The 17,980-nt window shown below is 71.9% G+C and carries 17 protein-coding genes and 1 tRNA gene; 11 read left to right on the forward strand and 7 right to left on the reverse strand.

Annotation, left to right across the window (positions count from 1 at the left end; genetic code table 11):
• Window positions 1-134: 134 nt before the first annotated feature.
• Window positions 135-1,280, forward strand: coding sequence for a glycoside hydrolase family 16 protein (locus EV378_RS15885; protein WP_165922302.1), 1,146 nt, complete (start codon window positions 135-137; stop codon window positions 1,278-1,280).
• 73 nt (window positions 1,281-1,353) lie between these two features.
• Here EV378_RS15885 and EV378_RS15890 read toward each other — a convergent pair whose 3' ends face one another.
• From EV378_RS15890 to mftG, 3 genes are all read right to left on the reverse strand, one after another.
• A complete protein-coding gene (locus EV378_RS15890; protein WP_132425897.1) occupies window positions 1,354-3,405 on the reverse strand; it encodes a M3 family metallopeptidase in 2,052 nt (683 codons plus the stop codon).
• Window positions 3,402-3,917, reverse strand: coding sequence for a GNAT family N-acetyltransferase (locus EV378_RS15895; protein WP_424511225.1), 516 nt, complete (start codon window positions 3,915-3,917; stop codon window positions 3,402-3,404). The genes EV378_RS15890 and EV378_RS15895 overlap by 4 nt, the downstream gene beginning before the upstream one ends.
• A gap of 232 nt (window positions 3,918-4,149) precedes the next feature.
• Window positions 4,150-5,619, reverse strand: a complete 1,470-nt coding sequence (gene mftG, locus EV378_RS15900; protein ID WP_165922303.1) for a mycofactocin dehydrogenase MftG — start codon at window positions 5,617-5,619, stop codon at window positions 4,150-4,152.
• 18 nt (window positions 5,620-5,637) lie between these two features.
• Between mftG and EV378_RS15905 the strand changes: the two genes are divergently transcribed.
• From EV378_RS15905 to EV378_RS15915, 3 genes are all read left to right on the forward strand, one after another.
• A complete protein-coding gene (locus EV378_RS15905; protein ID WP_132425903.1) occupies window positions 5,638-6,897 on the forward strand; it encodes a M18 family aminopeptidase in 1,260 nt (419 codons plus the stop codon).
• The gene (locus EV378_RS15910; RefSeq protein ID WP_132425906.1) at window positions 6,894-7,337 is read left to right on the forward strand and encodes a YdeI/OmpD-associated family protein; all 444 of its coding nucleotides are present in this window, start codon (window positions 6,894-6,896) and stop codon (window positions 7,335-7,337) included. Before EV378_RS15905 ends, EV378_RS15910 begins: the two co-directional genes overlap by 4 nt.
• 77 nt (window positions 7,338-7,414) lie before the next feature.
• The gene (locus tag EV378_RS15915; RefSeq protein ID WP_132425909.1) at window positions 7,415-8,737 is read left to right on the forward strand and encodes an MFS transporter; all 1,323 of its coding nucleotides are present in this window, start codon (window positions 7,415-7,417) and stop codon (window positions 8,735-8,737) included.
• A 1-nt stretch (window position 8,738) separates the two neighbouring features.
• Here EV378_RS15915 and EV378_RS15920 read toward each other — a convergent pair whose 3' ends face one another.
• A complete protein-coding gene (locus EV378_RS15920; RefSeq protein ID WP_132425912.1) occupies window positions 8,739-9,134 on the reverse strand; it encodes a YccF domain-containing protein in 396 nt (131 codons plus the stop codon).
• Window positions 9,135-9,290: 156 nt separating this feature from the next.
• On the opposite strand from EV378_RS15920, the gene EV378_RS15925 reads away from it, so the two are divergent.
• The 4 genes from EV378_RS15925 (at window position 9,291) to EV378_RS15940 (ending at window position 12,191) form a co-directional block, all read left to right on the forward strand.
• The gene (locus EV378_RS15925; RefSeq protein WP_132425915.1) at window positions 9,291-9,866 is read left to right on the forward strand and encodes a hypothetical protein; all 576 of its coding nucleotides are present in this window, start codon (window positions 9,291-9,293) and stop codon (window positions 9,864-9,866) included.
• Between the two features lie 42 nt (window positions 9,867-9,908).
• Window positions 9,909-10,505, forward strand: a complete 597-nt coding sequence (locus EV378_RS15930; RefSeq protein WP_132425918.1) for a TetR/AcrR family transcriptional regulator — start codon at window positions 9,909-9,911, stop codon at window positions 10,503-10,505.
• Window positions 10,502-11,173 carry a YqeB family protein gene (locus EV378_RS15935; protein WP_132425921.1) on the forward strand — a complete coding sequence of 224 codons (672 nt, stop codon included), beginning with the start codon at window positions 10,502-10,504 and terminating at the stop codon, window positions 11,171-11,173. Before EV378_RS15930 ends, EV378_RS15935 begins: the two co-directional genes overlap by 4 nt.
• A gap of 100 nt (window positions 11,174-11,273) precedes the next feature.
• Window positions 11,274-12,191, forward strand: a complete 918-nt coding sequence (locus tag EV378_RS15940) for a CPBP family intramembrane glutamic endopeptidase (protein ID WP_243653486.1) — start codon at window positions 11,274-11,276, stop codon at window positions 12,189-12,191.
• Between the two features lie 219 nt (window positions 12,192-12,410).
• Here EV378_RS15940 and EV378_RS15945 read toward each other — a convergent pair whose 3' ends face one another.
• Window positions 12,411-13,343 (reverse strand): alpha/beta hydrolase, encoded by a 933-nt coding sequence (locus EV378_RS15945; RefSeq protein WP_132425924.1) that lies wholly within the window; start codon window positions 13,341-13,343, stop codon window positions 12,411-12,413.
• 130 nt (window positions 13,344-13,473) lie between these two features.
• On the opposite strand from EV378_RS15945, the gene EV378_RS15950 reads away from it, so the two are divergent.
• Both EV378_RS15950 and EV378_RS15955 read left to right on the forward strand, forming a co-directional pair.
• On the forward strand, window positions 13,474-14,985 hold the full coding sequence (locus tag EV378_RS15950; RefSeq protein ID WP_132425927.1) for a type I restriction-modification system subunit M: 1,512 nt from the start codon (window positions 13,474-13,476) through the stop codon (window positions 14,983-14,985).
• Complete coding sequence (locus EV378_RS15955) at window positions 14,948-15,376, forward strand: nuclear transport factor 2 family protein (protein WP_132425930.1); 429 nt, start codon at window positions 14,948-14,950, stop codon at window positions 15,374-15,376. Before EV378_RS15950 ends, EV378_RS15955 begins: the two co-directional genes overlap by 38 nt.
• Before the next feature lie 869 nt (window positions 15,377-16,245).
• On the opposite strand, the gene EV378_RS15960 is transcribed toward EV378_RS15955, so the two are convergent.
• A tRNA-Ser gene (locus tag EV378_RS15960) sits at window positions 16,246-16,330 on the reverse strand.
• An 87-nt stretch (window positions 16,331-16,417) separates the two neighbouring features.
• Here EV378_RS15960 and ypfJ point away from each other — a divergent pair.
• On the forward strand, window positions 16,418-17,365 hold the full coding sequence (ypfJ, locus tag EV378_RS15965; RefSeq protein ID WP_132425933.1) for a KPN_02809 family neutral zinc metallopeptidase: 948 nt from the start codon (window positions 16,418-16,420) through the stop codon (window positions 17,363-17,365).
• 1 nt (window position 17,366) lies between these two features.
• Here the strand turns inward: ypfJ and EV378_RS15970 are convergent, their stop codons facing one another.
• Complete coding sequence (locus EV378_RS15970) at window positions 17,367-17,960, reverse strand: TetR/AcrR family transcriptional regulator (protein WP_132425936.1); 594 nt, start codon at window positions 17,958-17,960, stop codon at window positions 17,367-17,369.
• Between the last annotated feature and the right edge of the window lie 20 nt (window positions 17,961-17,980).

Genomic DNA, 17,980 nt, shown 5'->3' on the forward strand with positions numbered 1-17,980 from the left:
CAAGGATCACCGCGGAACACACCTCCCCCTCCGCTCGCACCGCGACAACGGGTCGGCACGCGGTCCCCGCCGCGTACGGCTCAGGCACGACGGTGCTCGCCGAGGCTCCCCCCGAGGGTGACCTTACGACGGCTGTGTCCGGAACCGGCTCCCACCGGCTCCCGGACGACCCGATCGACGCCGAGGACGTCTCCGTACCCGCGGGTCGTACGGGACGCCGTCGTGCGCCCGACGCGGACTCGTCCGTCGTCGAGATCGACCGCGAGTCGACCCGACGCCGGTCCCGGGTGCGCAAGCTCGCGCCGCTCGGCATCGGTGGCGCGGCCGTGCTCGCGGCGGCGCTGGTGTTCACGCTGCTCCAGCCCGGCGCGCAGGACCCGGACCTGGCCAACGCGTTGCTCAACGACTCGTCGCGGCGCTCGGTCGCCGACGGCAACGCGATCCCGGGCGCCCCGACGGACGGCGGTGCCCGCCTGTCCGACGTCACCCAGGGCGCGACGAACCAGATGGACGCCGCGAAGGCGGCAGCCGAGAAGCAGCGGCGCGAGGCCGCAGCGGCCGCCGCGAACTCCTCGGGTTCGTCGGGCTCGTCCCACTCGTCCGGCGGCTCCCGCAAGGCGGCTCCCGCCGCCGGTGCCGCACAGGTGGCGGGCGACGGCACGACGGCGGGCCGCGCGCTCGGCTGGGCCGCGGCGGGCGGCGACGAGTTCACCGGCGGCGGCCTCGGTTCGGGCTGGACCGCCTACGACGGCGCCGGTCACGACGGCCAGGGCCGCCGGACCCCGAGCGCGGTCTCGGTGGAGAACGGCAACCTCGTGATCCGCGGTGACTCGCAGGGCAACACCGGCGGCATCGCGTGGGGCCAGGATCAGCAGTACGGCAAGTGGGAGATGCGCGCGAAGTTCCCGAAGGGCGACAAGCAGTACCACCCGGTACTGCTGCTCTGGCCGCAGAGCGGCGACGGGACGAACGGCGAGGTCGACTTCTCGGAGACGAACAGCGCCGCCGACGACACGTCGTTCTTCCTGCACTACGGCGGCGGCGCGCAGAAGACGGAGAAGAAGGCGCTCGACATCGCGCAGTGGCACAACTACGCCGTGGAGATCACGCCGAACGGCGTGCGCGGCTACATCGACGGTGTCCAGTGGTTCTCCTCGACCGACCCGGGAACGTTCCCGTCCGGCCCGGTCCACCCCACCATCCAGCTCGACTACTTCCCGGACGGCGGCTCCCCGCAGCCCTCCGAGATGCAGGTGGCGTGGATGCGGCAGTACAACTAGCACCGACGTCGGGGTCGCGCGGTCCCGCCTCGCCCGGAGCTCCCCACCGGACGAAGCGGGACCGCCGCGCGTCTCAGGCGGCGAGACCCCGGCGGCGCAGCAGGTGCTCGATCCGCGGGTCGGTGCCGCGGAAGGTCCGGTAGGCCTCCATCGGGTCGACCGCGCCGCCCTTGGACAGCAGCTCCCGGCGGAACCGGTCGCCACGCTCACGCAGCGGGTCGGTCTGCTCGCCGAACCAGGCGACCGTGTCCGCGTCGAGCACCTCGGCCCAGATGTAGGAGTAGTAGGCGGCCGAGTAACCACCGGCGAACACGTGGTTGAAGTACGTCGTGCGGTAGCGCGGCGGCACGAGCGGGTGCGCGACGCCGGCCCGCTCCAGCGCGGCGGTCTCGAACGCGAGCACCTCGTCGTCGGTCTGCGGGGCCTCGTCCGGCGCGATCGTGTGCCACGCCTGGTCCAGCAGCGACGCCGCGAGGTACTCCGTCGTCGCCTGCCCCTCGCCGTAGCCGCGCGCGGCCAGTGCCGCCGTGAGCAGCTCGGACGGCATCGGCTCGCCGGTCTCGTGGTGGCGCGCGAACGACGCCAGGATCTCCGGGTCCTCCAGCCACATCTCGTTGACCTGACTGGGGAACTCGACGAAGTCGCGCGGCACCGACGTACCGGAGAACGTCGGGTACGCGACGGCCGAGAACAGCCCGTGCAGCGCGTGCCCGAACTCGTGGAACAGCGTGCGGACCTCGTCCAGCGTGAGCAGCGCGGGCTCGCCGGGCGCGGGCTTGACCAGGTTGGCCGTGTTCATCACGACGGGCCGCTGCCCGAGCAGCGACGACTGTGAGACCAGGCTGTTCATCCACGCGCCGCCGCGCTTCGTGGCCCGCGCCCAGAGGTCGGCGCCGAACAGGCCGAGCACCGTCCCGTCGGCCTCGGCGACCTCCCAGTACCGGACGTCCGGGTGGTAGGCGGGCAGGTCGATGCGCTCGGTGAACTCCAGCCCGTAGAGGCGACCGGCGGCCCGGAACACGCCGTCGTGGATCACCCGCTCCAGCTCGAGATACGGCCGGAGCAGTGCGCCGTCCACAGCGAACCGCTCCCGCCGGACGCGCTCGGCGTAGAACGCGTGGTCCCACGGCCGCAGCGGCTCGTCCCCGAGGTCGGCGCGGGCGATCTCGGCCAGCTCGGCGGCCTCGGTGTCGGCGTTGGCGACGGCGGCCGGGACCAGGTCGGCGAGCATCCGGCCGGCGGCCTCCGCGGTGCCGGCCGTCGCGTCGTCGATGACGTACGACGCGTGGTCCGGGTAGCCGAGAAGGCGCGCCCGCTCGGCCCGGAGCGCGACGAGCCGTCGGACGATCCCGCGGGTGTCGTGCGGACCGGGGTGGCTGCCGCGAGCGGTCGACGCGCGGAACACCTCCTCGCGCAGCGACCGGTCGGTGAGCGACGCGAGCACCGGCTGCTCGGTCGGCAGGATCAGCGTGATCAGGTATCCGTCGTCGTACCCGCGGTCCTTCGCGGCACCGGCCGCGGCCGAGATCGCATCGGCGGACAGGCCGTCCAGGCGGGCCGGGTCGGTGACGTGCACGGCGGACGCGTTCGCGCCGGCCAGCAACCGCGAACCGAACTCGGTGGACAGTGTGGACAGCTCGGAGTTCAACGCGCGCAGCCGTTCCTGCTCGGCCGGCCCGAGCCGGGCCCCGGCGCGCACGGCATCACGGTGGTGACGCTCCAGCAGGCGCAGCGACTCCGGGTCGAGATCGAGCTCGTCACGCCGCTCGTGCAGCGCGTCCAGGCGGGCGAACAGGCCGGGGTCCAGACCGATCGCGTCCCGGTGCGCGGCCAGCTTCGGCGCGACCTCGGCCTCGATCTCCTGGATCCGCGGCGACGTGTGCGCTCCGACCCGGGTGAAGAACACCCGCGCGACCCGGTCCAGCGTGCGACCGGACCGCTCCAGCGCGACGACGGTGTTCTCGAACGTCGCCTCCCCGGACGAGACGATCCCCTCGACCTCGACGAGCTGCTCGGCCATGCCCGCCTCGAACGCGGGCAGGAAGTGCTCCTCGGAGATCGCGGTGAAGTCGGGAACCTCGAACGGGAGCGTGCTCGGGGCGAGGAACGGGTTGGCCTCGGTCATGGCGCCAAGGTAGCTCCCGGCACCGACGGTCTCCGCATGCATCCGCGCGGCCAGCGGTCCAGGCCGTGCGCGCGCTCGGCCTCCCGGACGGCGCGCAGCTCCGGGCCGATCTCGTCGTCGTCCGACCACCGGAAGCCGAGGCGCTCGTAGTACGGCCCGTTCCACGCGACGTCGCGGAACGTGGTCAGGGTGAGGTCGCCGTATCGGGACGCCGCGTGCTCGACCAACGCGGCCCCGATCCGTCGTCCGGCGAACGCGGGGTCGACGGACACCTGCTCCACGTGTCCCTCCCCGTCGACGACGGCGGCGAGCAGGTACCCGGCGACCGTCCCGTCGACCTCGGCGACCCAGGCCCTGTCGTCGTCGACGAACTTCTGGATATGCGCTGCGGGCAACGGCTCGTCGTCGGCGACCAGGTCCATCCCGAGCGGGCGGAACATCTCGCCCGCCGCACGCTCGATCGCCCGCATGCGCTCGACGTCGTCGCGACGGGCGGGGCGGATCGGCGGCACGCGCGCCAGCATGATCCCCGGTCGTGGAGCGGGACAGTCGATTTCCGAACGTCCGGCTCCGCAACAGCCGATCAACCCATGATCGGCGGTTGTGGGGCCGGGCGGTCGCCCCACGAACGCTGCGCTCCGCAACGCCTGATCATCGTCCCGGGGCGACGCCGCCACCGAACGGTGATCGGCGGTCGTGGAGCGAAGGAGTCGATGCGCGAACGGACGGCTCCTCGAACGGGGATCACGCGGACCGGATCAGGTCCGCCGCCCGCTCCCCCAGCATGATCGCCGTCGCGGCCGGGCCACGACGTGGGACGGACGGGAGCACCGACGTGTCCGCGACGCGCAGGCCGGAGATCCCGTGCACACGCAGGTCGGCGTCCACGACGGCGTCCGGCCCGGTCCCCATGGCCGCGCTGCCGGACAGGTGCACCGACGTGGTGAGCGCGTCGCGGATCCAGCCGTCGAGGCGGACGTCGTTGCCGAGTACCGATCCGTCCGGACCGCCCCGCTCCCATCCGGCCACGCGGACGATCTCGGCGGCCTCCCGCACGGCGGCGCGCATCCGGCGCCGGTCGGACTCGGTGCGCAGGTACTTGTAGTCCAGCCGCGGCGGGTCGGCCGGGTCCGGCGAGGTGATCGCGAGCATGCCTCGGCTGTCCGGGCGCTGCACCGCGCACATCAGGTGGGCGGGTCCGCCGTCGGAGAACGGACGGGCGAACAGCAGGATCTCCAGGTCACCCGCCGGATCGGCGCCCGAGTCGAGGTGCAGGGCGGCCTGACCGGCGACGGCGTCCGGGTGCAGGTCGCCGACCTCGGCGTGGAACGGCAGGAAGACGCTGGGATGGTCCGACCAGCTCCGTCCGACGCCGGGTAGCTCGTGGTGGACCCGCACCCCCGCCGTGCGGAGCGTGTCCTCCGGCCCGATCCCGGAACGCATCAGCAGCGCGGGCGACCCGACCGCACCGGCCGCGAGCACCACCTCGTCGGCGAGGATCACGTCGTCGCCGGCCCGGACACCGATCACGCGGTCGCCGCCGAGCTCCAGCGCGTCCACCGGCCGCCCGCCGCGGACCGTGAGCGTGTCCCGGGGAACGGCCGTCCCCCACGGCGGCGGGAGGTAGGCGGTCGCGGCGCTGACGCGGTGGCCGTCGACCGCGTTCGTCGGGACCGGCCCCGCACCCGGTGGCCCGCCGGCGTTCTTGTCCGGCTCCGCGCGGTGCCCGAGCTTCTCGCAGGCGGCCAGGAACGGCTCCGTCATGGGCGCGAGCAGGCGTCCGGCCGGCCGCGACACGCGCAACGGGCCGTGGTCGCCGTGCCGGGGGCCGCCGACGTCGAGATCGGTCTCGCTGCGCCGGTAGTACCCCAGGACGTCGTCGTAGGACCAGCTGGCGACGGCCCAGCCGTCGAAGTCGGCGGGGACGGCACGGACGAAGTAGCCGCCGTTGATCGCGCCGGAGCCGCCGAGGATCTTCCCCCGCGGCACGACCGACTCCCGGTCGCGGCAGAGCGTGGCGCGGTAGGCCCAGTTCAGGACGTGTTCCGGGGCGGTCGCCGCGAGCGAGGCGATCGGCAGCGAGTCCGCGGGCACGACGACGTCGCCCGCCTCCAGCAGGGCCACCCGCACCCCGCGCTCGGACAGCCGCCCGGCCAGCGTGCAGCCCGCCGAGCCCGCCCCGACGACCACCACGTCGAACGTCGGACCGCCCATTCCTGGAAGGATGCCAGCGTGTCGATCGTCCAGCAGCAGGCACGCGATCTCGCCACATTCGTGACAGCGAGCCCGTCGCCGTACCACGCGGTCGCCGAGGCCGTCCGCCGCCTGTCCGCGGCCGGGTTCACCGAGCAGGCCGAGGACGCCCCGTGGGACACCACGCCCGGCGGGCGCTACCTCGTCCGCGACGGCACGGTCCTCGCCTGGCGACAGAGCTCGTCGCCCGCCCCGTTGCGGATCTTCGCGGCGCACACGGACTCCCCGGGTTTCAAGGTCAAGCCGCACCCGGACACCGGACGGGCCGGCTGGCGCCAGGCGGGCGTCGAGGTCTACGGCGGCGCGCTGTGGAACTCCTGGCTGGACCGCGATCTCGGGCTCGCCGGGCGCCTCGCGCTCTACGACGGCACGGTCGTTCCGGTCCGTGTCGACCGCCCGCTGCTGCGCATCCCGCAGCTCGCGATCCACCTCGACCGCAGCGTCAACCAGGGCCTCACGCTGGACGCGCAGCGCCACCTGCTCCCGATCTGGGGCCTCGGCGACACGGCCGACGGCGACCTGCTCGCGTTCGTCTCCGGGATCGCCGGGGTGGACGCCGGCGAGGTCGCCGCGCACGACCTGTTCGTGCACGACCTCACCCCGCCCGCCACGCTCGGCCGCGACGACGAGCTGCTCGCCGCCGCACGCCTGGACAACCTGGCGTCGGTGCACGCCGGCATCACGGCCGTGATCGAGGCGGCCGGACGCGACCTCGGAACGACTCCGGTGTTCGTCGGGTTCGACCACGAGGAGATCGGCAGCGGCACCGCCACCGGTGCCGCCGGGCCGCTGCTGGAGACCGTGCTGACCCAGCTCGCGGGCGGTTTCGACGCCCGGCGCCCGGTGTTCGCGCGGTCACGCTGCCTGTCGGTGGACGTCACGCACGCCGCGCACCCGAACTACCTGGAGCGCCACGACCCCGACCACCTCGGCGTGCCGAACGGCGGGCCGTCGCTCAAGGTCAACGCCGTCCAGCGGTACGCGACCGACGCCCCGGGCGCGGCCGCGTGGCAGCGCGCGTGCCGGGTCACCGGGACGCCGACGCAGGTGTTCGTCTCGAACAACACCGTCCCGTGCGGCACGACCGTCGGCCCGATCATGGCGACCCGGCTGGGGATCCGGACCGTCGACGTCGGGATCCCGGTGCTGTCCATGCACTCCGCGCGCGAACTGTGCGGGGTGGACGATCCCGGTCATCTCGCGACGGCCGCGACCGAGTTCCTGGGAGACCCGCGATGAGGTTCACGACGACGGTCGAGCTGGGTGGGAAGACGGCGACCGGTTTCGCCGTGCCGGACGAGGTCGTCACCGCGCTCGGCTCCGGCAAGCGCCCTGCGGTCGCGGTGACCGTCGGCGGGCACACCTACCGGACGACGGTCTCGTCGATGGGCGGGCGGTACATGGTGCCGCTGTCGGCGGAGAACCGCAGCGCCGCGGGCGTCGCGGCGGGCGACGAGGTGGACGTCGACGTCGAGCTGGACACGGCACCGCGCGAGGTGGTCGTCCCGGACGACCTGGCGGCCGCGCTGGACGCGGCCCCGGGAGCTCGCGCCGCCTACGACGGGCTGTCGTTCACCCGCCGCAAGGAGTACGCCCGGCTCGTCGACGACGCCAAGACCGACGCGACCCGGCAGCGCCGGATCGCCAAGGCCGTCGAGGAGCTCCGCAAGGACACATGACGGTCACGGTGTGTTGACTCGGACATCCCCATCGATGCATGGTGAAACGCTTTGTGCGACACCAAAGGGGGATGTCGATGGCCGCGGTGGACACCGTGCGTGTGGAGCGATCACAACGTCGGAAGGCGGTCTTCGCCTCGACGGTCGGCACGACGATCGAGTGGTACGACTTCTTCCTGTACAACACGGCCGCCGCGCTGGTCTTCCCCAAGCTGTTCTTCCCGGGCGGGGACGAGTTCGCCGGCATCCTGCTGGCGTTCGGCACCCAGTTCGTCGGGTTCGCCGCCCGGCCGATCGGCGCGGCCGTCTTCGGGCACTACGGCGACCGGATCGGACGCAAGGCGACGCTCGTCGTCACGCTGTTGATGATGGGGATCGGCACCGCCCTGATCGGGATGTTGCCGAGCTATGCGGCCATCGGGATCGCCGCGCCGCTGCTGCTCACCGTGCTGCGGATCGTGCAGGGTGTCGCGGTCGGCGGCGAGTGGGGCGGCTCGGTGCTGCTCGCCATGGAGTGGGGGTCGCCGAAGCGCCGCGGCTTCTTCGCGAGCTGGCCGCAGCTGGGCGTACCGCTCGGTCTGCTGCTGTCCACAGCGCTCGTGTCGATCCTGTCCGCGACGACCGGTGACGCGTTCCTGCAGTGGGGCTGGCGCATCCCGTTCCTGGCCAGCCTGATCCTCGTGGCGATCGGCCTGTACGTGCGGCTGCGGGTGCTGGAGAGCCCCGAGTTCGCCGCCGTGCGCGAACGACAGGGTGTGGCGCGCAACCCGTTCGCCCAGGCCTGGAAGGGCCAGTGGCGGGAGATCCTGACGTCGGCGTTCGTGCGGATGGCCGAGCAGGCGCCGTTCTACATCTTCATCACGTTCGTGCTCACCTACGGCACGAAGCAGCTCGAGCTGCCGCGCAGCCAGCTGCTCAACGCGACCCTCGTCGCGTCCGCCGTGGGGCTGATCAGCGTGCCGCTGTTCGGCTGGCTGTCCGACCTGATCGGCCGACGCCTGATGTACGCCATCGGCGTCGTGTGCACGGCGCTGTTCGCGTTCCCGTACTTCGGCCTGCTGGACACGAAGGTCGCCGGCTTCGTGCTGCTCGCGATCGTCGTGTCGCTGATCTTCCACGACATGCAGTACGGGCCGCAGGCCGCGCTGATCGCGGAGAGCTTCGGCACGAACATCCGCTACTCCGGCGCCGGCATCGGCTACCAGCTCGCGTCGGTGATCGCGGGCGGACCGGCGCCGTTGCTCGCCGCGTACATCCTGGACGCGACCGGGTCCAGCACGCTGATCAGCGTCTACATCGTGGGCTGTTGCGTCGTGTCCCTGATCGCGCTCGCGTTCATGCCGCGGGTCGCGCCGGAGGCGGCGGACAAGTCCGTCGACGCCGCCGTCCGGCACGGCTGAGCTACACGCGCGACGGCAGGTAGCGGTCCGAGTCGACGATCTCGGACCCGAGAGGCAGCAGCGAGACCGGGATCAGCTTGAAGTTCGCGAGTCCCAGCGGGATACCGATGATCGTCAGGCACTGCGCGATCCCGGTGACGATGTGGCCGAGCGCGAGCCACCAGCCGAACAGCAGGATCCACAGCACGTTGCCGACCGCCGACGCGACCCCGGCCGTCGGGCGCTGGACGACGTCGCGTCCGAACGGCCACAGCGCGTACGCGGCCATCCGGAACGCGGCGATGCCGAACGGGATCGTCACGATCAGCAGGCAGGCGACGAGTCCGGCGAACGCGTAGCCGAGCGCCAGCCACAGGCCGCCGAACACGAGCCAGATGAGGTTGAGCAGTAGGCGCATGGCTCCAGGCTCCTCCCGGTCATGGCGGCCGGCCTCGGGGTTCACCCGGATTTCGTACGACGCGTCTCAGAGTGATCACTCCGAGGCCTTCCGGCCCGTCACGGCGCGGACCATGATGGACTCCCGCCCGTTCGCCGATGCCGCCGAGGAGCCGGGATGATTCGAGACGCCGAGCTGTTCGTGATGGCCGAGGACGTGCTCGTCGAGGTGATCGGACGGGTTCGGGGCGAGGACCGCACGATCGAGATGCGGCCGCTCGCCGACCGGGACGGCGACGTCGCGGAGTCCATCCGGCGCCGCCTGGCCCGTCACGTCCGCGACGACCTGCAGATCCCGGACCTGCTGGCCGGTCGCGAGCCGGAGGACCCCGGATCGATCCACGAGGTGCTCGGCGACGACACCGCCGGGGCCGCCCGCGCGGCCGCGGAGAAGGCGACGGTCGCGGCCCGTGACGCCGACGAGTCCGTAGCCGACCTGCTGCGACGCCTCACGATCGAGCGCGCGCTGCTGTCGCACGAGATCGCGATGCACCTGGGCTCCCGGGCCTGCCCGCTCACCGAGGAGCTCGCCCGCGGCCTCTGCGAGCTCACCGAACCGGAGCCCGAGCACGCCCGCTGGGTATCGGAAGGCCTGTTCCGCGCGCCGCTGACCCCGTTCCCGGACGACGTCTCGTGGCGCGACCGGTGGCTGATGGTCACCGGGCGGGACCCGCACCCGTTCGTACCGCACTAATTAACTGAGCGGTCAGTCAGAGAATCCGGTACGGTCGTCCCCATGGCGAGGACGACCGATCCGGAACGCACGCGCGCCCGCCGCGCGGCGATCCGGGACGCGGCCGCCGTGCTGTTCGCGACGAAGGGTTTCGACACGACGACGGCCGCGGACATCGCCCGCGCCGCCGGGATCAGCGCCGGCAGTGTCTTCTACTGGTTCCCGGACAAGGCCGCCGTGTTCCGCGAGATCTTCGTCCAGGACCTGGCCGACTCGCACGCGATCGTGGCGCGGCACGCGGACGTCGCCGACCCGCTGGAGGCCGTCCTCGGGATGGTCGACGAGCTCGGCGCACCGGCGCGTGACCCGTACGCCGGCAACCTCGTCGTCGAACTGATCCGGCGCCTCGGTCACGACGAGGAGCTGGCCGCGATCGTCACCGAGTCCACCGCCGTCGTCCACACCGGACTGACCGCGCTCGTGCGCCGCGGCCGCGACGACGGAGTGGTCGCCGCCGACCTGGATCCGGCGGAGGCCGCGGGCTGGGTCCAGACCATCGTGGACGGTGCGTTCCTGAGCGCCGACCCGTCCCGCGACCCGGTGCCGATGCTGCGCCGGATCGTCACCGCGTTCCTGACATCGGGGGGAGACACGAGATGACCACCGTTCGCATGTCCGAGGCATGGCCCTGGATGTTCCGTCTCGCCGGACCGGTCGTCGGAGCCGGGGTCGGCGCCGTCGTCGCGCCCGTCGTGCGCTGGCTGCTGGAGCGCTTCGACGCCGCACCCGGCCCGCTGCGGATCCTGGCCTCGCTGCCGACCGTCTGGGCCGTCGTCGTCTGCGCGGTGCTCGGGCTGGCCGGCGGCATCTGGCTGGCGGCGGTGGCGCGCAAGGAGGGCCTGGCCGTCACGGTCGACGCGGCGGCGGTGACGCTCGACAAGGACGGCGACGCCGTCCGCCTACCGCGTGACCAGGTCGCCTGCGCACGCCGGGACGGGCGCGACCTCGTCCTGCTCGACCGCGACGACACCGAACTCGCCCGCCGGGACGCATCGGACCTGTCCTGGCCGCGTCTCCGTGCGGCGTTCGGGCAGCACGGCTACCGCTGGGACGCGTCGTCGGCGCGAGACGACCGGTTCCGCCGATGGGTCGACGGCGACCCCGATCTCGGCACCGACGAGCACGAACTGCTGCGCACACGCGCCAGGGCGTTGTCCGACGACCGACGCGGCACCGCCGCCGAGCTGCGCGACCGCCTGCAGAAACGCGGCGTCGTCGTCCGGGACCGGGCGTCGTCGCAGGAGATCAGGCGCGCCGTGGCCGGATAACTGACAGCCTGTCGCGAACCTCCGTCCCAGCGGTCGACAACGAGCCGGGCGATCGCCACACTTCCGCCGACGTGGTGGGCGGCAGCGGGGGGATGACGTCGTGCTGGAGGACGGGGAACGCACGCGGGGAACGGTCCGGACGATCGGCGGGGACCTCACCGGCGGGATGGACGCGGCCCGGCGGCCGACCGGCCCGATCATCGCGATCCTGATCGTGCTGGCGGCGGTCGCGATCGGACAGGTCGTGATCGGGGTGCCGCTGTACCTCGTCCTGTTCGGGATCGGGCAGCCGAACCAGGGCGGGCTCGGCTACCAGCTGTACGCGACGCTCGTCCTGTTCTCGGCGACCACGCTGGCGCTCTACCTGTGGATCCGGTTCAAGGAACGGCGGCCGTTCGAGACGGTCGGCTTCCGCTCCCGGCCGTCCCGGATCTGGCTCGGCGCGGCGGCCGGGCTCGTGATGTTCGCGGTGATCGTCCTGGTCGGCGTCGTGTCCGGCCAGATGACCGTCGCACTCCGGCCGGTGACGGCCGGGCTGGTGGGCGGCGTGCTCATCGCGCTCGCCGGGTTCGTCGTCCAGGGGTCGACGGAGGAGATCCTCACGCGGGGGTACCTCCTCCAGGCCGCCGCACGACGGTGGGGCCTGGTCGCCGGGGTCGCGCTGCAGGCCGCGGTGTTCGCGCTGCTGCACGGCATCAACCCGGGCACGAGCGTGCTCGCGCTGGTGAACCTGGTTCTGGTCGCGCTGTTCCTGGCCGGGTGGGCCCTGCTCGAAGGCGGCCTGTGGGGCGTGTGCGCGTGGCACGCGGTATGGAACTGGACGCAGGGCAACGTCTGGGGCCTGCTCGTGTCCGGTCAGCCGATCGAGACGTCGTTGCTGTCCACCCGATCGGTCCCGGACGCGTCGGACCTGGTCACGGGCGGTGGGTTCGGGCCGGAGGGCGGTCTCGTGACGACGGCCGTCCTGGTCGTGGGCCTCGCCGTCGTCGCGCTGCTGTGGCGGCGGCACGCGGGCTGATCGTCGGACCGACACCCGGCTCCTCCACGGCCGCAGCACGGCCGGCGCGGGAGCACACCGCCTCCGGAACGCGCCGGCCGGTCGGGGTACGTCGGGCCCTTGACCGCGACCGCACGCTTCCCCACCGGCCACCAGGACGGGGCGGCCGGTCCGACGACGGTCGGCGCGAGTCCGACCACGCCCGGCCGTGATCACACGGCCGGGCGCCGGAGCAGCAGGTCAGGCGAAGGCGGCTCGCAGCTTCCCCGCGGCGGAGTCGTAGGACCCGCGGGTGTGGCCGATCGCGCCCATCATCCACCAGAAGCCGTGGATCATCCCCGGGTTCTCCTGGTAGTCGACGGGGACGCCGGCAGCCTCGAGCGCCTCGGCGTAGGCCTTGCCCTCGTCGCGCAGTGGGTCGTACCCACAGGTGATCACGGTCGCCGGCGGGAGGCCGGACAGGTCCGCCGCGCGCAGTGGTGAGGCCTGCGGGTTCTCCCGGTCGGACGGCGAGTTGAGGTAGTGGTCGTAGAACCAGTCCATCGCGGACTTGGTCAGCAGGTAGCCGTCGCCGTTCTCGACGCGCGACGCGTACTCGCCGCCCGCGTCGACGGCCGGGTAGATCAGGAGCTGGTAGGCGATCGCCGGGCCGCCCCGTTCCTTGGCCATCTGGGAGACGACGGCGGCGAGGTTCCCGCCCGCGCTGTCGCCCGCGACGGCGAGCTTGCTCGCGTCGATGCCGAGCTCAGCGGCGTTGTCCGCCACCCACTTCGTCGCGGCGTAGCAGTCGTTGGGCGCCGCCGGGAACTTGTGCTCCGGGCCCTTGCGGTAGCCGACGGACACCACGGTCGCGCCGACCGCGTTGGCCAGCGACCGGCACGGCTTGTCCGCGACCTCGATGTCGCCGATCACCCAGCCGCCGCCGTGGATGTAGACGATGGCCGGCTGCGGGCCGTCGGTCCCGGTGTCCGGCCGGTAGACCCGGACCGGGATGTCCCCCAGCGGGCCCGGCACCTGCCGGTCCGAGACGGTGGCCGGTTCCGGCTCGCCCTGGAGGTCGATGAACGCGAGAGCGGCCTCCCTCGCCTCCGACACCTCCATCTCGGAGAAGTCCTTCAACCCCTGGGCCGCCATGGCCTCCAGGAGTCCCTGCGCATGCGCGTCGAGCGTCATTGCTCCCTGATCCCCTCGCGGTGATGTCCGTTTGGTTCCCCCGAGCTAACGAACACCGCACGTGTGATGCGCGTCAATACTCAAAGTGATGCGAGAGCCGGACGCGAATGTGGTCGGTTAGGTTCGGGAGATGCCCAACAACGAGTTCGGGGACTTCCAGACGCCCCTCGAGCTCGCGACGCGCATCGCCACGTTGCTGGACGCGGCCGGGTACTCGCGCGTCCTGGAGCCGACGTGTGGTCGAGGCACGTTCCTGTCGGCCGTCGCGGCACCCGATCAGGACCGGATCGGGGTCGAGGTGCAACCGTCGCACGCCGCTGCCGCCGCGACGTTCGGAACGATCCTGCAACGCAACGTCTTCACGCTCTCGTTGGGGACGGACCTGCCCTGGACGTCCGACGGGCCACTGCTCGTCGTCGGGAACCCGCCGTGGGTGACCAGCGCCGATCTGAGCCGCTTCGGCTCCGCGAACGTCCCGGTGAAGACGAACGACCGCGGACTCCGCGGCCTCGAGGCGCGGACCGGCAGCGCCAACTTCGACGTCGCCGAGTACATCTGGATCAAGCTGATCCGCGAGCTCGCGCCGCAGGAGCCGACGATCGCGTTGCTGTGCAAGACGCAGGTGGCGCGGAACGTGCTCGCCCACTGCGCCGAGCTCGACCTGCCGGTGTCGGGGGGCCGGCTGTACCCGGTCGACTCGATGCGCTGGTTCGGCGCGAACGTCGATGCGGGCCTGTTCGTGCTCGACGTGCGACCGGGCGCTGCTTCCTACACGTGCGCCGTGTACGAGTCTCTCGGGTCGGGGCCGACCGGGCGGCGCTTCGGGATGGTCGACGGTCGTCTCGTGGCCGACGTCGACGGTTATGCCGCGACGCGGGCCGCGGACGGCCGGTGCCCGTTCGTCTGGCGTCAGGGGATCAAACACGATGCGACGCAGGTGATGGAGCTGGTCTCCGTGTCCGGCGCACCGCACACGAAGGCCGGCGACCCCGTCGACGTCGAGGAAGAGTTCCTCTTCCCGCTGGTGAAGAGCACCGACCTGTTCCGGGGTCGGACCGCCTCCGCCGCGAAGTGGATGGTGGTGCCGCAGCGGTCGCTGTCCTCGCCCGTCTCCTTCTCGCTCGCCCCGAAGCTGTGGACGTATCTCTCCACGCACGCGTCGGTGCTCGACGGGCGGAAGTCGTCGATCTACCGGAAGCGTCCACGGTTCTGCGTCTTCGGCGTCGGGGACTACTCCTTCGCGCCGTACAAGGTCGCGATCTCCGGGATGCACAAGACGCCGCAGTTCCGCCTCGTCTCGCCCCTGGATGGCCGGCCGGTCGTGTTCGACGACACCTGCTACTTCCTGTCGTTCGACGATCTCGCCACGGCCTCCGTGGTCTGCGCGATCCTGCGATCGTCCCCGGCCCGGACGCTGATCGAGTCGCTCGTGTTCTGGGACAGCAAGCGACCGGTCACGAAGAAGCTGTTGCAGCGCATCGACATCCTCGTCCTGGCCGGCCTGCTCGACCGCGACCGGCTTCTCGACGACGCCGCCGCCCTCGGTTCCTGCGCCCGCTCCGACCTCTCCCGAGCACTGCTCACCCTGGCAGGAGGACGCGACCATGCCGGATCGACTCAGCCATCTCCGACCGGCGGGTGAGGTGCTCGACCGATACCGCGCCGCCGCCGTCGCGCAGTCGGTGGACGACATGGCACGGCTCTACGCGGTGGACGCCGTGCACGAGTTCCCGTTCTCGCGACCCGGTCTGCCCACCGTGCTGTCCGGCCGGGACACGATCATGGAGTTCGTCGCGGGTGGGTGGCGGAACGGTCCGCTCGAGTACGCGCGGTACGAGACCGTCGTGGCGTACGCGACCGACGACCCGTCGACGATCGTCGTGCAGCAGAACGCCCACGGCACGAGCTCGGCGACCGGGGACTTCGTCCTCCCGAACCTGATGATCGTGACCGTCCGGGACGGCGAGATCACGCACCTTCGCGACTTCGTCGACGTCCTCGCTGCACTCGACGCCATCGGCGCCGGGCCCTGACCGCGCGCACATTCCCTGCTCGCCCCGGGGCGAGCTCCGCGCGGCCTCCCGGCCACTCGAACACCGCCTGCGCGGGGGCCACGAGGATCATGACGCCCGGCAGGTACCGGCCCTGCGTTCGTGGGATCGGGCCGATGCTCGACAGCGCGATCCAGGTGCGACCGGCGGCTGGCCCGGAATCCGCTGGACGCTCGTCGGGACCGGAACCGGTGCGGGACTCGGCGGAACGGGCTGCGCACCACCAACCGTGCACCCGGCGAGCACCAGAAGCCACCCCGCCTGACGATGCCGAGGCGATGGCGCATGCGCCGGCTCAGCCGGTCGTCACAGCGAACGTGTCATCGGTCTGCCCGTGGCACTCCGTGAGCTTTCCGCGATAGGCACCGTCACGGGCATTCGTGACGACAGCCGCAGTAGCGAGGTCCGCAGGCGCCGCGCCGAGAATCAACCGTGGCGCGGGAGTCCCTGGACCACCCGGGACCGGTGCTGCGGTGAAGCACGACGCAACGACCGTCCAGTCCGCCTGAGCCTGCCCGCCTGGCGGCGTGCTCGTGAGCAACGGTGCGACGTTGTAGGTCGTGACCCCGGCATCCGGAGAGATCTTCGTGGGCGGGGCATAACCGACAGCGCGGTAGGCGTCCCCCAGTGGCTTCCCGATGAACGACGACGCGCTGAGCGTCGTCTTCGGCGGAGGATCGTCGGAACCACTGCAGCCCGCAGCCACGACGAGGAAGGCGCCGATGGTGGTTACGCAGACCACGGCCCGTCGAGCGAACACCGTGCCCCCTCCGATGCGTTGAGGCACGACCGTACCCAGCGGCGCGACCTGAGGACCGAGGTTTCACAGAAGTTGGTCTGACCATGGATTGCGGAAGCGGGGGGATTCGAACCCCCGGCACCTTTCGGTGCGCTCGCTTTCAAGGCGAGTGCATTCGGCCGCTCTGCCACGCTTCCGCAGAGGAGGGTAACGGTCGAGCCAGGTCGTCCTCCACGGCGTGATCCGGATGTGGTGGGATCTGGACGATCCCGGGAGGCCACGCCATGCGGTTCGACGAGAACGCCGATCTCGACACGTCCGGTGTGGACGATCTGCGCGGTTCCGGCGGCGGAGGCGGCGGGCTCGGCGGCGGCATCGGCGGTCGCGTCGCGATGGGTGGCGGCGGGCTCGGTGTCGTCGGCATCGTCATCTACCTGCTGCTGTCCACGTTCGCGGGCGGCAATCTGGGCGGGATCGACGCGGGCGGCGGTTTCGGAGGGCTCGACGGGCTCTCGGCCGGCCAGACGGCGGACTCCGGACAGCTCGCGCAGAACTGCCGCACCGGGGCGTCGGCGAACTCGTCGACGGACTGCGAGGTCGTCGCCGTTCTGAACTCGCTGGACAGCTACTGGGCGAGCCAGTTCCGGCAGGGCCAGTTCCAGCGGCCGCGGACGAACTTCTTCGACGGCCAGGTGAGCACCAGCGGCTGTGGCGGCGCCACGTCGGCGACCGGGCCGTTCTACTGCCCGGCCGACTCCGAGATCTACATCGACCTGTCGTTCTTCCAGGAACTGACGTCCCGGTTCGGGACCCAGGGCGGGCCGTTCGCGCAGGCCTACGTGATCGCGCACGAGTACGGCCACCACATCCAGAACCTGACCGGAGCGAACCGCAGGGCGGGCAACGACACCGGCCCGACGTCGGGCTCGGTCCGCCTCGAGCTGCAGGCGGACTGCTATGCCGGCGTCTGGGCCAACCACGCGACGACGACACCCGGCTCGTCCGGCCGCCCGCTGATCACCGACATCAACGAGGCCGACATCGACGCGGCGCTGGACACCGCGTCGAAGATCGGCGACGACTACATCCAGACGAACCTGGGCAACGGACGGGTCGACGAGTCGTCGTTCTCGCACGGCAGTTCCGCGCAGCGCGAGCGCTGGTTCACCACCGGGATCCAGAGCGGCGACCCGGCCAGGTGCGACACGTTCTCCGCCCGCGACCTGGGCTGATCTACGCCGAGATCCTCGCGAGCTCGCGGTCGACGACGGCCAGCGCGGACTCCGGGGTGTGCTCGCCGAGGAGCAGGGACTCGGTCAGGCCTCTGGCAAGCAGGAACAACGTCGACGCCTCGTGCTCCGGATCGACGCCGGCTGCCAGCTCGCCCTTCTCCCGCGCGCCGACCAGCTTCTGCGTCAGGCCCTCGACGGCCATGCGGTTGCTCGCCCGGTAGCTCTCGCGCATCTCCGGGTCGCCGACGGCGCGGACCAGGAACGCCGACCCGACCAGGGCGTCCGTCCGTCCTTCGTCGTCCAGCGGCAGGATCCCGACGAGCATCGCCCGGACCAGCGTGAGCGGTGACGCCCGGTCCGCTTCTGCCAGGTACGTGCCGATCCGCTCGTCGACGCGGAGGTACAGCAGCGTCGCGGTGAACGCCAACAGCTCGTCGCGCGAGGCGAAGTAGTGCTGGACCCGGCCCTTGGACACGCCCGCCTCGTCGGCGACGCGACTCAGGCTGACCGCTTCCAGCCCCTCACGTGCGGCGATCCGCCACAGCGCCTCGGCGATCTCACCCCGCCGCTGGCCGTGGTCGACCACTCTCGGCATTTTCACAGTCCGATCGGATT

The organism is Pseudonocardia endophytica (assembly GCF_004339565.1).
GTDB lineage: Bacteria > Actinomycetota > Actinomycetes > Mycobacteriales > Pseudonocardiaceae > Pseudonocardia > Pseudonocardia endophytica.

Coding starts and splice junctions, on each gene's coding strand:
- EV378_RS15970 (WP_132425936.1), bottom strand. CDS start 17,960: ATGCCGAGAGTGGTCGACCACGGCCAGCGGCGGGGTGAGATCGCCGAG.
- EV378_RS15935 (WP_132425921.1), top strand. CDS start 10,502: ATGACCACCGTTCGCATGTCCGAGGCATGGCCCTGGATGTTCCGTCTC.
- EV378_RS15955 (WP_132425930.1), top strand. CDS start 14,948: ATGCCGGATCGACTCAGCCATCTCCGACCGGCGGGTGAGGTGCTCGAC.
- EV378_RS15920 (WP_132425912.1), bottom strand. CDS start 9,134: ATGCGCCTACTGCTCAACCTCATCTGGCTCGTGTTCGGCGGCCTGTGG.
- ypfJ (WP_132425933.1), top strand. CDS start 16,418: ATGCGGTTCGACGAGAACGCCGATCTCGACACGTCCGGTGTGGACGAT.
- EV378_RS15915 (WP_132425909.1), top strand. CDS start 7,415: ATGGCCGCGGTGGACACCGTGCGTGTGGAGCGATCACAACGTCGGAAG.
- EV378_RS15925 (WP_132425915.1), top strand. CDS start 9,291: ATGATTCGAGACGCCGAGCTGTTCGTGATGGCCGAGGACGTGCTCGTC.
- EV378_RS15950 (WP_132425927.1), top strand. CDS start 13,474: ATGCCCAACAACGAGTTCGGGGACTTCCAGACGCCCCTCGAGCTCGCG.
- mftG (WP_165922303.1), bottom strand. CDS start 5,619: ATGGGCGGTCCGACGTTCGACGTGGTGGTCGTCGGGGCGGGCTCGGCG.
- EV378_RS15910 (WP_132425906.1), top strand. CDS start 6,894: ATGAGGTTCACGACGACGGTCGAGCTGGGTGGGAAGACGGCGACCGGT.
- EV378_RS15945 (WP_132425924.1), bottom strand. CDS start 13,343: ATGACGCTCGACGCGCATGCGCAGGGACTCCTGGAGGCCATGGCGGCC.
- EV378_RS15890 (WP_132425897.1), bottom strand. CDS start 3,405: ATGACCGAGGCCAACCCGTTCCTCGCCCCGAGCACGCTCCCGTTCGAG.
- EV378_RS15930 (WP_132425918.1), top strand. CDS start 9,909: ATGGCGAGGACGACCGATCCGGAACGCACGCGCGCCCGCCGCGCGGCG.